The sequence below is a fragment of the Kitasatospora sp. NPDC057518 genome, assembly GCF_042802075.1.
Taxonomy (GTDB): Bacteria; Actinomycetota; Actinomycetes; order Streptomycetales; family Streptomycetaceae; genus Kitasatospora.
This window is the reverse complement of the sequence record NZ_JBHVEU010000016.1, coordinates 14,460-28,108: the sequence shown is the minus strand read 5'-3', so window position 1 is coordinate 28,108 and position 13,649 is coordinate 14,460. Positions and strand designations below refer to the sequence as shown.

The 13,649-nt window shown below is 72.0% G+C and carries 13 protein-coding genes; 11 read left to right on the top strand and 2 right to left on the bottom strand.

Annotated features, from left to right (window positions below):
• Positions 1–31: 31 nt before the first annotated feature.
• From atpA to ACFU7Z_RS03150, 6 genes are all read left to right on the top strand, one after another.
• Complete coding sequence (gene atpA, locus ACFU7Z_RS03175; RefSeq protein ID WP_049651804.1) at positions 32–1,606, top strand: F0F1 ATP synthase subunit alpha; 1,575 nt, start codon at positions 32–34, stop codon at positions 1,604–1,606.
• 32 nt (positions 1,607–1,638) lie between these two features.
• Positions 1,639–2,553 (top strand): F0F1 ATP synthase subunit gamma, encoded by a 915-nt coding sequence (locus ACFU7Z_RS03170; protein ID WP_049651803.1) that lies wholly within the window; start codon positions 1,639–1,641, stop codon positions 2,551–2,553.
• Between the two features lie 2 nt (positions 2,554–2,555).
• On the top strand, positions 2,556–4,001 hold the full coding sequence (gene atpD / locus ACFU7Z_RS03165; protein ID WP_049651802.1) for a F0F1 ATP synthase subunit beta: 1,446 nt from the start codon (positions 2,556–2,558) through the stop codon (positions 3,999–4,001).
• Positions 4,002–4,187: 186 nt separating this feature from the next.
• On the top strand, positions 4,188–4,571 hold the full coding sequence (locus ACFU7Z_RS03160; protein ID WP_030235805.1) for a F0F1 ATP synthase subunit epsilon: 384 nt from the start codon (positions 4,188–4,190) through the stop codon (positions 4,569–4,571).
• 148 nt (positions 4,572–4,719) lie between these two features.
• Entirely contained in the window at positions 4,720–5,220 is a 501-nt protein-coding gene (locus tag ACFU7Z_RS03155) for a DUF2550 domain-containing protein (protein ID WP_049651801.1), read from the top strand.
• Between the two features lie 53 nt (positions 5,221–5,273).
• Positions 5,274–5,846, top strand: a complete 573-nt coding sequence (locus ACFU7Z_RS03150) for a cob(I)yrinic acid a,c-diamide adenosyltransferase (protein ID WP_049651800.1) — start codon at positions 5,274–5,276, stop codon at positions 5,844–5,846.
• Between the two features lie 65 nt (positions 5,847–5,911).
• On the opposite strand, the gene ACFU7Z_RS03145 is transcribed toward ACFU7Z_RS03150, so the two are convergent.
• Positions 5,912–6,532 carry a hypothetical protein gene (locus ACFU7Z_RS03145; protein WP_380775615.1) on the bottom strand — a complete coding sequence of 207 codons (621 nt, stop codon included), beginning with the start codon at positions 6,530–6,532 and terminating at the stop codon, positions 5,912–5,914.
• Positions 6,533–6,689: 157 nt separating this feature from the next.
• On the opposite strand from ACFU7Z_RS03145, the gene ACFU7Z_RS03140 reads away from it, so the two are divergent.
• The 5 genes from ACFU7Z_RS03140 to ACFU7Z_RS03120 all read left to right on the top strand — a co-directional run bounded on the left by ACFU7Z_RS03140 (position 6,690) and on the right by ACFU7Z_RS03120 (position 12,823).
• The gene (locus ACFU7Z_RS03140) at positions 6,690–7,898 is read left to right on the top strand and encodes a sensor histidine kinase (RefSeq protein ID WP_049651799.1); all 1,209 of its coding nucleotides are present in this window, start codon (positions 6,690–6,692) and stop codon (positions 7,896–7,898) included.
• Positions 7,895–8,545, top strand: coding sequence for a response regulator transcription factor (locus ACFU7Z_RS03135; RefSeq protein ID WP_074001453.1), 651 nt, complete (start codon positions 7,895–7,897; stop codon positions 8,543–8,545). The genes ACFU7Z_RS03140 and ACFU7Z_RS03135 overlap by 4 nt, the downstream gene beginning before the upstream one ends.
• A gap of 201 nt (positions 8,546–8,746) precedes the next feature.
• Positions 8,747–9,616 carry a 3-hydroxyacyl-CoA dehydrogenase family protein gene (locus ACFU7Z_RS03130; RefSeq protein WP_049651797.1) on the top strand — a complete coding sequence of 290 codons (870 nt, stop codon included), beginning with the start codon at positions 8,747–8,749 and terminating at the stop codon, positions 9,614–9,616.
• A gap of 353 nt (positions 9,617–9,969) precedes the next feature.
• The gene (locus tag ACFU7Z_RS03125) at positions 9,970–10,299 is read left to right on the top strand and encodes an STAS domain-containing protein (protein ID WP_049651796.1); all 330 of its coding nucleotides are present in this window, start codon (positions 9,970–9,972) and stop codon (positions 10,297–10,299) included.
• Positions 10,300–10,546: 247 nt separating this feature from the next.
• Entirely contained in the window at positions 10,547–12,823 is a 2,277-nt protein-coding gene (locus ACFU7Z_RS03120; RefSeq protein ID WP_380775613.1) for an ATP-binding protein, read from the top strand.
• A gap of 4 nt (positions 12,824–12,827) precedes the next feature.
• Here ACFU7Z_RS03120 and nucS read toward each other — a convergent pair whose 3' ends face one another.
• On the bottom strand, positions 12,828–13,487 hold the full coding sequence (gene nucS, locus ACFU7Z_RS03115) for an endonuclease NucS (protein ID WP_049655746.1): 660 nt from the start codon (positions 13,485–13,487) through the stop codon (positions 12,828–12,830).
• Between the last annotated feature and the right edge of the window lie 162 nt (positions 13,488–13,649).

Genomic DNA, 13,649 nt, shown 5'->3' with positions numbered 1-13,649 from the left:
GGATCGCAAACTAGGAGAGCAGGGAAGCCTGATGGCGGAGCTTACGATCCGTCCGGAGGAGATCCGGGACGCGCTGGCCGACTTTGTCCAGTCGTACCAGCCGGACGCCGCTTCTGTGGAAGAGGTCGGCAAGGTCACTGACGCGGCGGACGGCATCGCGCATGTCGAGGGCCTGCCCTCGGTCATGGCGAACGAGCTGCTGAAGTTCGAGGACGGCACGCTCGGCCTCGCGCTGAACCTCGACACCCGCGAGATCGGTGTCGTCGTCCTCGGTGAGTTCGGCGGCATCGAAGAGGGCCAGACCGTGCGCCGCACCGGCGAGGTCCTCTCGGTTCCGGTCGGCGACGGCTACCTCGGCCGCGTCGTGGACCCGCTGGGCAACCCGATCGACGGCCTGGGCGACATCGCCGCCACCGGTCGCCGTGCCCTGGAGCTGCAGGCCCCCGGCGTCATGGCCCGCAAGTCGGTCAAGCAGCCGCTGCAGACCGGTATCAAGGCCATCGACGCGATGACCCCGATCGGCCGCGGCCAGCGCCAGCTGATCATCGGCGACCGCCAGACCGGCAAGACCGCGGTGGCCGTCGACACGATCATCAACCAGCGTGACAACTGGCGCTCGGGCGACCCGGAGAAGCAGGTCCGCTGCATCTACGTCGCCGTGGGCCAGAAGGGCTCCACCATCGCGTCCGTCCGCGGCGCCCTGGAGGAGGCCGGCGCGCTGGAGTACACCACCATCGTGGCCGCTCCCGCCTCCGACCCGGCCGGCTTCAAGTACCTCGCCCCGTACACCGGTTCGGCCATCGGCCAGGAGTGGATGTACGACGGCAAGCACGTCCTGATCATCTTCGACGACCTGTCGAAGCAGGCCGAGGCCTACCGTTCCGTCTCCCTGCTGCTGCGCCGCCCGCCGGGCCGCGAGGCCTACCCGGGTGACGTCTTCTACCTGCACTCCCGCCTGCTGGAGCGCTGCGCGAAGCTGAACGACGCCCTGGGCGGCGGCTCGATGACCGGTCTGCCGATCATCGAGACCAAGGCCAACGACGTCTCGGCGTACATCCCGACCAACGTCATCTCCATCACCGACGGCCAGTGCTTCCTGGAGTCCGACCTGTTCAACGCCGGCATCCGCCCGGCCGTGAACGTCGGTATCTCGGTCTCCCGCGTCGGTGGCTCCGCCCAGATCAAGGCCATGCGCTCGGTCGCCGGCCGCCTGCGTCTGGACCTCGCCCAGTACCGTGAGCTGGAGGCCTTCGCCGCCTTCGGTTCCGACCTGGACGCGGCCTCCAAGGCCCAGCTGGAGCGCGGTGCGCGCATGGTCGAGCTGCTGAAGCAGGGCCAGTACCAGCCGTTCCCGGTCGAGGAGCAGGTCGTCTCCATCTGGGCCGGCACCACCGGCAAGCTGGACGACGTCCCGGTCGCCGAGATCCGCCGCTTCGAGCGCGAGTTCCTGGACCACGTCCGCCTCCAGCACAAGGACCTGCTGGCCGGCATCGTGGAGACCGGCCTGCTGGCCGACGGCACCGTCGACGCGCTGACCAGCGCCGTCGAGGCCTTCAAGCAGGGGTACCAGACCGCTGACGGCAAGCTGCTCTCCGAGCAGGCCTGAGTCCGGTAGCGAGGGAAAGGACGTAACGACCCATGGGAGCACAGCTTCGGGTCTACAAGCGCCGGATCCGCTCTGTCACCGCGACGAAGAAGATCACCAAGGCGATGGAGATGATCTCCGCGTCGCGCATCGTCAAGGCGCAGCGCGCGGTGGCCGCCTCCACTCCGTACGCCGATGAGCTCACCCGGGCGGTGACGGCGGTGGCCACCCGGTCCAACGCCAAGCACCCGCTCACCACCGAGAACCCGGCCGCCAAGCGCGCCGCGGTCCTGCTGATCACGGCGGACCGCGGCCTGGCGGGCGGCTACTCGACCAACGCCATCAAGGCCGCCCAGGTGCTCAGCGAGCGCCTGCGGTCCGAGGGCAAGGACGTGGTGACGTACATCATCGGCCGCAAGGGCGTCTCGTACTACACGTTCCGCGGCCTGACGGTGGCGGACTCGTGGACGGGGTTCTCGGACAAGCCGACCTACGGTGACGCGAAGACCGTGGCGGCCGACCTGATCGAGGCCTTCACGGCCGAGACCGGCGGCGTGGACGAGCTGCACCTGGTCTCCACCGAGTTCGTGTCGATGCTGACGCAGAACGCGGTCGAGGCGCGGCTGCTGCCGCTGAAGCTGGACGAGGTCCAGCTCAGCGACCAGTCGCCGGCCAAGTCGGAGATCTTCCCGCTGTACGACTTCGAGCCGTCGGCGGAGGGCGTCCTGGACGCGCTCCTGCCGCGGTACGTCGAGAGCCGGATCTACAACGCGCTGCTGCAGTCGGCCGCTTCCGAGCACGCCGCCCGCCGCCGCGCGATGAAGAGCGCGACGGACAACGCCGGCGAGCTCATCAAGTCGCTCACGCGGCTTGCCAACTCGGCCCGTCAGGCCGAGATCACCCAGGAAATCAGCGAGATCGTCGGCGGCGCCAACGCCCTCGCCGACGCTAGCCGCGGGAGCGAATGAGTATGACCACCACTGTTGAGCCGACCACGGCGACGGGCCGCGTCGCGCGGGTCATCGGCCCGGTCGTCGACGTGGAGTTCCCCGTCGACGCGATTCCGGACATGTACAACGCCCTGCACGTCGAGGTGGACAACCCCGACGGCACGGGCAAGAAGATCCTGACCCTCGAGGTCGCCCAGCACCTCGGCGACGGCATGGTCCGCGGCATCTCGATGCAGCCGACCGACGGCCTGGTCCGCGGTTCGCAGGTCTCCGACACCGGTGCGGCGATCTCCGTCCCGGTCGGCCAGATCACCAAGGGCAAGGTGTTCAACGCCCTCGGTGACGTGCTGAACGTCGACAAGGCGGAGTTCGACAAGCAGGTCGAGGTCCGCTGGCCGATCCACCGCAAGGCTCCCGAGTTCAAGGACCTCGAGTCCAAGACCGAGATGTTCGAGACCGGTATCAAGGTCATCGACCTGCTCACCCCGTACGTCACGGGTGGCAAGATCGGTCTGTTCGGTGGTGCCGGTGTCGGCAAGACCGTTCTGATCCAGGAGATGATCTACCGCGTCGCCGAGAACTTCGGTGGTGTGTCGGTGTTCGCCGGTGTCGGCGAGCGCACCCGTGAGGGCAACGACCTCATCGACGAGATGGTCGACTCGGGCGTTCTGGACAAGACCGCGCTGGTCTTCGGCCAGATGGACGAGCCGCCGGGCACCCGTCTGCGGGTCGCGCTGTCCGCGCTGACCATGGCGGAGTACTTCCGTGACGTCGAGAAGCAGGACGTGCTCCTCTTCATCGACAACATCTTCCGGTTCACCCAGGCCGGTTCCGAGGTGTCGACCCTGCTCGGCCGCATGCCCTCCGCGGTGGGCTACCAGCCGAACCTGGCCGACGAGATGGGCCTCCTCCAGGAGCGCATCACCTCGACCCGCGGTCACTCGATCACCTCGATGCAGGCGATCTACGTCCCCGCGGACGACCTGACCGACCCGGCGCCGGCCACCACCTTCGCCCACCTGGACGCGACGACCGTTCTGTCGCGCCCGATCTCGGAGAAGGGCATCTACCCGGCCGTCGACCCGCTGGACTCCACGTCCCGCATCCTCGACCCGCGGTACATCGCGCAGACCCACTACGACACGGCCATCCGTATCAAGGGGATCCTGCAGAAGTACAAGGACCTCCAGGACATCATCGCGATCCTCGGTATCGACGAGCTGTCCGAAGAGGACAAGATCACGGTGCACCGTGCCCGTCGCATCGAGCGCTTCCTCTCGCAGAACACCTACGTGGCGAAGCAGTTCACCGGTGTCGAGGGTTCGACCGTGCCGCTGTCGGAGACCATCGAGGCCTTCAACGCGATCGCGGACGGCAAGTACGACTCCGTCCCGGAGCAGGCCTTCTTCATGTGCGGTGGCATCGAGGACCTCGAGAAGAACGCCGCCGAGCTGGCGAAGAAGTAATCGCGGCCGGTAGCAGCTGAGCGTGACCGTGAGGGGTGGGCCCCAGCCCTGGGACCCACCCCTCGCGTCGCATCGGCTGTGATTCCGGTCAAATCCGTGCCGCCGGTTTCATGCCGGAGGCGCGGGGCCGTTATTCTTACCGAAACTCCCGAGTAATCGGGCGTTGCATGAGCCTAGGAGCCCACGTTGGCTGAGCTGCACGTCGAGCTGGTCGCAGCCGACCGCAAGGTGTGGTCCGGTGCGGCCACCATCGTCGTCGCCCGTACGGCCTCCGGTGACACCGGCATCATGCCGGGCCACACCCCGGTGCTGAGCGTGCTGGAGACCGGTCCCGTCACCATCCGCACGGTGGACGGCGGCACCGTGATCGCCGCGGTGCACGGCGGCTTCATCTCCTTCGCCGACAACAAGCTGTCTCTGCTCGCGGAGATCGCCGAGCTGGCGGACGAGATCGACGTCGCGCGTGCCGAGCGCGCGCTGGAGAAGGCCAAGTCGGGCCTGGACGAGCACGCCGAGCGGCGCGCCGAGGTCCGTCTGTTCGCGGCGCGCGGCCTCAAGGCCCACGCCTGAGTGCGCCGGACCCCGGTTTAGCGGGGTCGACCGACGGTCCCGGGGACGCGCGAGCGTGACCCCGGGACTGTCGTCGTAGTTGGTAGGTCAGCGCGGTCGCTTGATACGACCGTTACGGGGAACGCGGGTAGCGAGGAGGTAGGTGAGCATGGTCCTCGCGCTTGTGGTGTGTGCGGCGGTCGTGGCCCTGGGAGTGATCGGGCTGATGGCCTTCGCCGTCCGACGCCGCCTGATCCAGCGGGTCGGCGGCACCTTCGACTGCAGTTACCGGCTCAAAATGCCCGCCGACGCCTCGACGCAGCCCGACCTCGACGAGAACGGCAAACCCACCTCAGCCCCGGTCCCCCCGACCGACGGCAAGGGGTGGGTTTTTGGTATCGGCCGCTACAGCGGTGACTCGATCGAGTGGTTCCGGGTCTTCTCGTACGCCCCGCGCCCGCGCAAGATGCTTCCGCGCCGGGAGATCGAGGTGCTCGGCCGGCGCTACCCGGAGGGCCAGGAGGAGCTGGCGCTGCTGTCCGGCTCGGTGGTGCTGCGCTGCCTGCACAACGGGGCGCCGCTGGAACTGGCGATGAGCGAGGACGCGCTGACCGGCTTCCTGGCCTGGCTGGAGGCGGCCCCGCCGGGGCAGAGGGTGAATGTCGCGTAGCGGCCTCTCCAGGCGGGGTTAACGCCGCCTAACCCGGCGGCTACGCTGGCCGCATGGTCAATCTGACGCGCATCTACACCCGTACCGGCGATGACGGCACCACCGCGCTCGGCGACATGAGCCGGACCAGCAAGACCGATCCGAGACTGATCGCGTACGCGGACGCCAACGAGGCGAACGCGGCGATCGGGGTGGCCCTCGCCGTGGGGGAGCTGCCGGAGGACATGACGGCGGTGCTCGTCCGGGTCCAGAACGACCTGTTCGACGTCGGCGCCGACCTGTCCACCCCGGTGGTGGAGGACCCGAAGTACCCGCCGCTGCGGGTGCTGCAGTCCTACATCGACCGGCTGGAGGCGGACTGCGACGACTACCTGGCGCGGGTGGAGAAGCTGCGCAGCTTCATCCTGCCCGGCGGCACGGCCGGGGCGGCCCACCTGCACCTGGCCTGCACGGTGGTCCGGCGGGCCGAGCGCTCCACCTGGTCGGCGATCGCGGAGCACGGCGACAGCGTCAACCCGCTGACCGCGAAGTACCTCAACCGGCTGTCCGACCTGCTGTTCATCCTGGCCCGGGTGGCCAACAAGGAGCGCGGCGACGTGCTCTGGGTCCCGGGCGAGAACCGCTAGAACGCGTCGAGGGCCCGTCCCCGGACTCCTCCCCCGTGGGGGTCCGGGGACGGGCCCTCGACGGTTCAGGGCCGGTCGGCGGGCGTGCCGCCGGGGGCGGTCCCGGCGAGGGTCTTCCCGGTGACCACCCGGCCGTCCTCGACCAGCACGCCGGCCGGCGGCTGCTTGGGCCAGAGCGAGTAGCAGCCGGCCACGATCACGTTGACCACGGCGGCGATGCCCAGCTTGAGGTACCACTGGAGGAAGGTGCCGAAGTGGGCGGAGCCCGCGGAGAGCGGGACGAGCAGGGTGATCAGGCTCAGCGTGACGGCGGCGGACACCACGGTCCGGCCGGCGATCTGCCACTCGTACCTGGTCCGCTCGGGCCCGTACTTGGGCGAGGGCAGCGGCTTGGGGCCGCCGGCGAAGCGGTGCAGGAAGTGCCGGTCGGCCCAGCGGACCAGCGAGGGGCCGTAGCCGATCGAGAAGCCCGCGTAGCTCGCGGCGAGGGCGTGCGTCCAGCTCGCGGTGGAGCCGCCGCGCAGGTCGAGGACGGTGAGGGCGTAGAGGGTGAGGTCCACCAGCGGCAGACCGACCAGCAGCGCGGTGCTGGTGCGGCGCCACCGGAGCAGGTAGCGGGTGGCGAGGCCGAGGCCGAGCAGGATCCAGAAGGAGATCTCGGCCGCGACGATGAGGGTGACGATCACGTTCTGCTCCCGGGTGTTTCGGCGGTGCTTCCAGCCTGGTGCGCGGGCGCGCCGCTGTCGTCGTCGCGCGGTGCCGTAGCGGCCTGCACCTTTCGATGTAGCGGGCTCCTCCGTGGACCGGAGCCGGGCCGGCCGCCGGGGGTGGTGAGATGGGAACGTGCCCCTCCCGTTCCCCGCCCTCTCCCCGCGCCGGCAGGACCAGCTGATCGCCCTCTGCGGGCTGCTCGGCGGTTCGGTGCTGATCGTCTTCAAGGTGTACGACCGGGCCGACCGGGTGCCGCTGTGGGCGGTGGTGCTGCCGCTGGTGGTGCTGGCGGGGCTGGAGCTGGTGCGCCGGACCAGGCCGGTGCTCGCGGTGTCGCTGGGCGGGCTGGCCTTCGCGGGCAGCCTGTTCGCGGGCAGCCTGCTGGCGACGCTGATCATGTACACCGACCTGCTGTACGCGGCGGTGATCTACGGGACCCCGCGGATGTCCCGGGTGCTGCACCTGAGTGGCGGGGCCACCGTGCTGGCGCTCTCCACCCTCGCGGCGATCTACGGCGGGACGTCCGGCGCGCTGCTGGTGGTGGTGGTCAGTTCGCTGGTCTTCCTGGCCCCGGTGTGGACCGGGGACGTGGTGCGCAAGCACCGGGAGGAGGCGGAGACCGAGCGGCTGCGGGCGGAACAGACCGCGCTGCTCTCGGAGATGGACCGGCGCGAGGCGATCGGCGCCGAACGGGCCCGGATGGCACGGGAGTTGCACGACGTGGTGGCCAACCACCTGTCGGCGATCGCGATCCACGCCACCGGCGCCCAGTCGGTGGCCCGGCGCCGGAGCCTGCCCGAGGACGATCCGCTGGTGGAGGTGCTGGCGGTGATCCGGGAGAACAGCGTCCAGGGATTGGCCGAAATGCGACGCATGATCGGGCTGCTCCGGGACAGCGGCGGGGGAGAGGTGGACGAGTCCTACGCGGCGCCCGACCTGGCCGCGGTGGACGCCCTGCTGGCGAAGGCCCGGGCGGCCGGCCAGGACGTCGGGCTGGACTTCGAGCTGTCCGAGTCCGGCGAGCGCGGCGACCTGCCGGTGCCGGTCGGGCTGGCCGCGTACCGGATCGTCCAGGAGTCGCTGACCAACGCGCTCAAGCACGCCGGGCCCGGACTGGTGAGCCTGCGGCTGGAGTTCGCGCCCGAGGAGCTGCGGATCGCCGTGGACAGCCCGTACCGGGGCGGGCCGGGCCGCGGGCTGCCCGGCGCCCGGGCGGGGCTGGTGGGCATGGCGGAACGGGCCGGGCTGCTCGGCGGCAGCTTCGAGGCCGGGCCGCGGGACGGGTACTGGAGGGTGCGCGCGGTGCTGCCGCGCGCCCAGGGGAACGAGGGGCGGGCATGACGATCCGGGTACTGGTGGCCGAGGACCAGGCGGCGGTGCGGGCGGCGCTGGTGATGATCCTGCGCGCCGAGCCGGGCTTCGAGGTGGTCGGGCAGGCCGCCGACGGCGAGGAGGCCGTCCGGCTGGCGCTGGAGCTGCGGCCGGACGTGGTGCTGATGGACGTGCAGATGCCCCGGCTGGACGGCGTCTCGGCGACCCGCGAGGTGGTCGCCGCCGGGGCCGGGCAGGTGCTCGTGCTGACCACCTTCGACCTGGACGAGTACGTCTACGGCGCGCTGCGGGCCGGCGCGTCCGGCTTCCTGCTCAAGGACCTGGAGGCGGACACCCTGGTCGAGGGCATCCGCACGGTGGCGCGCGGGGACGGCATGCTGGCGCCCTCGGTGACCAAGCGTCTGATCGGGGCCTTCGCCCGCCCCGAGCGGACGGTCGGACCGGAGGCCCGGGCGGCGGTGGGGGCGCTGACCGGCCGCGAGCGGGAGGTGCTGGCCTGCATCGGCTCCGGGATGTCCAACGGGGAGATCGCGGCCCGGCTGGAGATGGCGGAGGCGACCACCAAGACGCACGTCAGCCGCATCCTGGCGAAGCTGCGGCTGCGCAGCCGGGTGCAGGCGGCGATCCTGGCCCAGGACCTCGGGCTGACCATCTGATCACCCTCTTGTCGCCCTCCGGTCGCCTTCTTGGGCGACCGACCAGGTCGGTTGCAGATCACACTCCCGATTGCTATTGCACGGGGGATTTGGGCATTAGAGTCCGGCCAGAGCGATGCGGCTCCTACGGCGGGTGACCCCTGTCCTGAGCCGCCTTCAGGGCCCGCCCGCAGGGCGGCGACGGCATCGGGAGACCCAGCCATGAGCAATGCGTCCAGCAAGCAGATCGCCGTGATCGGTGCCGGCCTGATGGGCGCCGGCATCGCCCAGGTGTCCGCGCAGGCCGGCCACCCGGTGGTGCTGCGGGACGTCACCGAGGAGGCGCTCCAGCGGGGCCTGGCGGGCATCCGCGCCTCGTACGGGAAGTTCGTCGCCAAGGGCAGGCTGAGCGCCGAGGACGCCGAGGCCGCGCTGGGCCGGATCACCACCACCACCGACCTGGGCGCCGTCGCCGAGGCCGACATCGTGGTCGAGGCCGTGTTCGAGAAGCTGGAGGTCAAGGAGGGCGTCTTCCGCGAGCTCGACAAGCTCGCCAAGGACGGCGCCGTGCTGGCCTCCAACACCTCCGCCATCCCGATCACCCGGATCGCCGCCGCCACGGAGCGCCCGGAGTCGGTCGTCGGCGTCCACTTCTTCTCGCCGGTCCCGATGATGAAGCTGGTCGAGCTGGTCCGCGGCTACAAGACCAGCGACGAGACGCTGGCCACCGCCCGCGCCTACGCCGAGGGCGTCGGCAAGGAGGTCGTGGTGGTCAACCGCGACGTGGCCGGCTTCGTGACCACCCGCCTGATCACCGCGCTGGTCGTCGAGGCCGCCAGCCTGTACGAGTCGGGCGTGGCCACTGCCGAGGACATCGACACCGCCTGCCGGCTCGGTTTCGGCCACGCGATGGGCCCACTCCAGACCGCCGACCTGACCGGCGTGGACATCCTGCTGCACGCCGCCCGCAACATCTACGACGAGACCCAGGACGAGAAGTTCGCCGCGCCGGAGATCATGGCCCGCATGGTCACCGCCGGTGACCTGGGACGCAAGAGCGGCCGCGGCTTCTACCCGTACGAGGGCAAGTGAGCCGGCGGGGCTGAACGACCGGCGGGCCGTGCGATCGGAGCATCGTACGGCCCGCTCCGCCGGGCCGGGTGAGTTTCCTCACGCAGCGTGCCGCAGACGGGTGATTTGGGCGGTAATCGAGCGTAGGTGTGGGGCCGACCTGCGTATATTCCCTCGGACGGGTGAAGTTGCTTCAGATCTGGCCGGAACCAGCAACCTGCGGAGCCGGTTCACCGTCAGATGAGGGAACCCGGCATTCCGCCCGGGGCCGGGTGAGGGGCTGCGGCCCGCCCGGACGAACCCCCCGCTCCCGTACCCGGCACGGCCGGGGCGGACCCGCCCCGCACCAGGCCGTCCAGGCGAAGGAGGAGAGCGTGCGCATCACCGGCGACCACACGGCGCTGGCCATCGAAGGCCGCCTCGACGTGCGCACCGCCGCCGACGCGCGGGTCCGGTTGCACCAGGCCGTGGACGGCGGCCTCGGCGACCTCGTGCTCGACCTCGCCCGGCTGGAGTTCTGGGACGCCACCGGGCTCGGCGTGATCATGGGCACCCACCGGCGGGCCGGCCGGATCGGCCGCCGCCTGGTGCTGCGCTCCGTCCCGGCCCAGCTCCAGCGGCTGCTGGTGGCCACCAAGCTGCACCGCATCCTGGCCGTCGACGGCGCCGCGGGCGTCGCCGAGGCGCACGGGGTCGCGCTCTAAAGACGGTCGCTCCGCGCGCCGGACCGCACGCCCGCGTACGTCCGACCCCGCCCGCGCAACGCCCCTGGTCAGCGCCGCCGACCGGTCGTCAGCCACGGACCGCTCTGCACGGTCGGGGCCGGATGTGCAAGAGTCTGCCCGTCAGAAGACGGCCGCCGGGGCTGCCTCCAGCCCGGCCGCGGCCGCGAGCGGGACGTCAGCCGGGCGGCGCGGGGCGCCGACGGCCGAGCACGATGCGGAGCAGAACGTGTCACAGCCATCCGGTGAGTTCCGGCAGGAGGCCGTCCGCACCCGTGGCGGTGAACTGGTCTCCGGCGGCCTGCTGGTGGGCGTCGGCGCACCGGACGGCTCCGAGGCCAGGACCTGTCCCGAGGAGTGGCGTCCGCGTCCGCGCCGGACCGGACGCAGCGAGCCCGCCCGCGGTCCGGTCGGCGGCGTCGGCCGCGCGGTCGGCCCGCTCGCGCTCGGCGCCGGGCCCGCCGACCTGCCGATGCTGGACCGCGAGGTCGACGTCGTCGAACTGCTCGGCCTGCTCTCCGAGGGCCGCTCGATACGCCTGGTCGGCCAGGCCGGCTCGGGCCGCAGCGCGCTGCTGTCGGCCGTCGCCGAGGCCGCCGCCGACCTCGCCCCCGGTGGAGTGGTGCAGCTCTGCGGCCACCGCCGGACCCTTCCCGACCTGCTCCAGGACCTCTTCGCGGCCACCCACCACGCCCCCGGCTACCGCCCCGACCCCGGGCAGCTGGCCGCCCACCTCGCCGAGGTCGGCGCGATCGTGGTGATCGACTCCGCCGAGCCCGCGGGCGCCGAGCTGGAGCAGCTGCTCGCCGCCGCCCCCGGCTGCGCCTTCCTGATCTCCGCCGCTCCGGACGGCCCGCCGCTGCCGGCCGGCTCCCGGCTCCAGGACCACCTGGTGGCCGGGCTCTCCCGCTCCGCCTGCCTCGCCCTCACCGCCCGGCTGGCCGGGCGGCCGCTGGACGTCGACGAGAAGGCCTGGGCGGTGGACCTCTGGTTCGAGTCCGAGGGCCTGCCGCTGCGCTTCGTCCAGGCCGCCGCCCTGCTGCGCCAGCGGGACGTCGCGGTGGACGCGCTGGTCGCCGCCGAGGACGACCGGATGGACGTCTTCGGCGCCGTCGAGGGGCCCGTCCACGACCCGGACCCGGCGATCCGGGAGGACGCGCTGCGCCGCACCGTCCCGCTGCCCTCGGTGGCGGAGACCGCCTCGCCCGCGGTCCGGCTCGCCGAGGGGCTGAGCGAGCCCGCGCAGGCCGTGCTGCGGCTCGCCGTCGCGCTCGGCGGCGAGTGCCCCACCGCGCCGCACCTGCCGGCGCTGATCGACGTCGGGCAGGGCGAGGCCGCGCTCGCCGAACTCGCCGACGCCGGACTGGCGGTGTCCATCGGCGGGCACCACCGGCTGACCGCCGGCGCGCAGGACCTGCTCGCCCCGCACTGGCCGGCCCGCGGCTGCGTCGACGGCGCCGCCCAGCACTTCGCCTGGTGGGTCGGGCACAGCTCGGTGACGCTGGAGCAGATCGCCGCCGAGGCCGAGGTGATGATCGGGGTGCTGCTCGCCGACCGCACCGCCGGGCGGCACGACGCGGTGGTCCGGCTCGCCCGTGCGGCGGCGCCCGCGCTGGCGCTGTCGCTGCGCTGGGGCGCCTGGGAGCGGGTGCTCCAGCTCGGCCTGGAGGCGGCCCGCCAGACCGGTTCGGCGGTCGACCAGGCCTGGTTCCACCACGAGGCGGGCGTGCACGCGATCTGCCTCCAGCAGCCCTCCCGGGCCATCGCCGAACTGGAGACCGCGCTCACCCTGCGGGCCGCCGCGGGCGACCAGCGCGGGGTGGCCGCCGTCGGCCGGATGCTCGACCTGCTGCGCGCCGAGGGCCGGCAGCTGCTGGCCGCCGCGCCCGCCGTGGCGGGGCCCGGCCGGGCCCCGGTGATCCGCAAGATCGCGGCCCGGGTGCCGGCCCGCCTGAAGTCCAGCCGGCGGCGGCGGGCGGCCGTGGTCTCCACGGCGGTGCTGACCCTGGGGGTGCTCGGCACGGCGGTGGCGATGAGCTTCAGCGGGCCGGACGAGGTCAAGGGGAAGGACCCGTACAGCGGCCGGATGGACGGCGGCGGCGACACCCAGGAGGCGCCGTTCCCGCAGCCCTCCGGCAGCACCGGGCCGGGGACGGCCGGTGCCGGGCCGGGCAGCCCGGCGGGGCAGGGGAGCGGCCCGCAGCCGTCCACGAGCGGCAGCGCCTCGCACGCGTCGAGCGCCTCGCCGACCAGGCGGCCGAGCTCCTCGCCGGGGGCGGGCGAGTCGCAGGCCCCGCAGCAGTCGCAGCCGCCCGCACCGGGCCAGTCGCAGCCGCCGGTCCAGCCGCCGGGTCAGTCGCCGCCGCCCCAGCAGACGGGGCAGCCCTCGCAGCCGCCGACGACGGGCCACAGCTCGTCGGCCCCGGCGTCCACCGCGAGCTCGCCGCCGCCCACGTCAGGGTCGCCGACGGCCCCGAGCGGGACGGCGAGCGCGAGCCCGCCCTGAGCGGTCAGAACAGCTTGAGCTTGTCGTCGTCGATGCCGCGCAGCTCGTCGTAGTCCAGCACCACGCAGCCGATGCCGCGGTCGGTGGCCAGCACGCGGGCCTGCGGCTTGATCTCCTGCGCGGCGAAGACGCCCTTGACCGGGGCCAGCAGCGGGTCCCGGTTGAGGAGTTCGAGGTAGCGGGTGAGCTGTTCGACACCGTCGATCTCGCCGCGGCGCTTGATCTCGACGGCCACCGTGGAGCCGTCGGCGTCGCGGCAGAGGATGTCGACCGGGCCGATCGCCGTGGGGTACTCGCGGCGGATCAGCGACCAGCCGGCACCGAGCACCTCCATCCGGTCCGCGAGCAGCTCCTGGAGGTGTGCCTCCACGCCGTCCTTGATCAGGCCCGGGTCGACCCCGAGCTCGTGGGACGAGTCGTGCAGCACCTCCTCCAGCGTGATGATGAGCTTCTCGCCGGCCTTGTTCTCCACCGTCCAGACCCCGTCGGCCTCCTTGAGGACGCACGGCGGGGACATCCAGTTGAGCGGCTTGTAGGCGCGGTCGTCGGCGTGGATGCTGACGCTGCCGTCGGCCTTGACCAGGATCAGCCTGGTGGCGGAGGGCAGATGGGCGGAGAGCCGACCGGCATAGTCGACTGAGCAGCGGGCAATTACGAGACGCACGGTCGACCACGCTAGCCCACCGGGGCCAGTTGATGCGATTCCGCGACGGCTGGGTGAAGAAAGCGCGAACCCGGCCAACATTGAGGTCCTGCGGTCCGGCTACCGCCCGTCGAGGCCTGGCGCCCCCACCCTCGGGTCGCTACGGTGTGTGACGACACGCTC

Bases quoted from the DNA above. Each gene is read 5' to 3' on its own strand.
- atpD (WP_049651802.1), top strand. From the start codon at position 2,556: ATGACCACCACTGTTGAGCCGACCACGGCGACGGGCCGCGTCGCGCGG.
- ACFU7Z_RS03150 (WP_049651800.1), top strand. From the start codon at position 5,274: ATGGTCAATCTGACGCGCATCTACACCCGTACCGGCGATGACGGCACC.
- ACFU7Z_RS03155 (WP_049651801.1), top strand. From the start codon at position 4,720: ATGGTCCTCGCGCTTGTGGTGTGTGCGGCGGTCGTGGCCCTGGGAGTG.
- ACFU7Z_RS03135 (WP_074001453.1), top strand. From the start codon at position 7,895: ATGACGATCCGGGTACTGGTGGCCGAGGACCAGGCGGCGGTGCGGGCG.
- ACFU7Z_RS03130 (WP_049651797.1), top strand. From the start codon at position 8,747: ATGAGCAATGCGTCCAGCAAGCAGATCGCCGTGATCGGTGCCGGCCTG.
- ACFU7Z_RS03170 (WP_049651803.1), top strand. From the start codon at position 1,639: ATGGGAGCACAGCTTCGGGTCTACAAGCGCCGGATCCGCTCTGTCACC.
- atpA (WP_049651804.1), top strand. From the start codon at position 32: ATGGCGGAGCTTACGATCCGTCCGGAGGAGATCCGGGACGCGCTGGCC.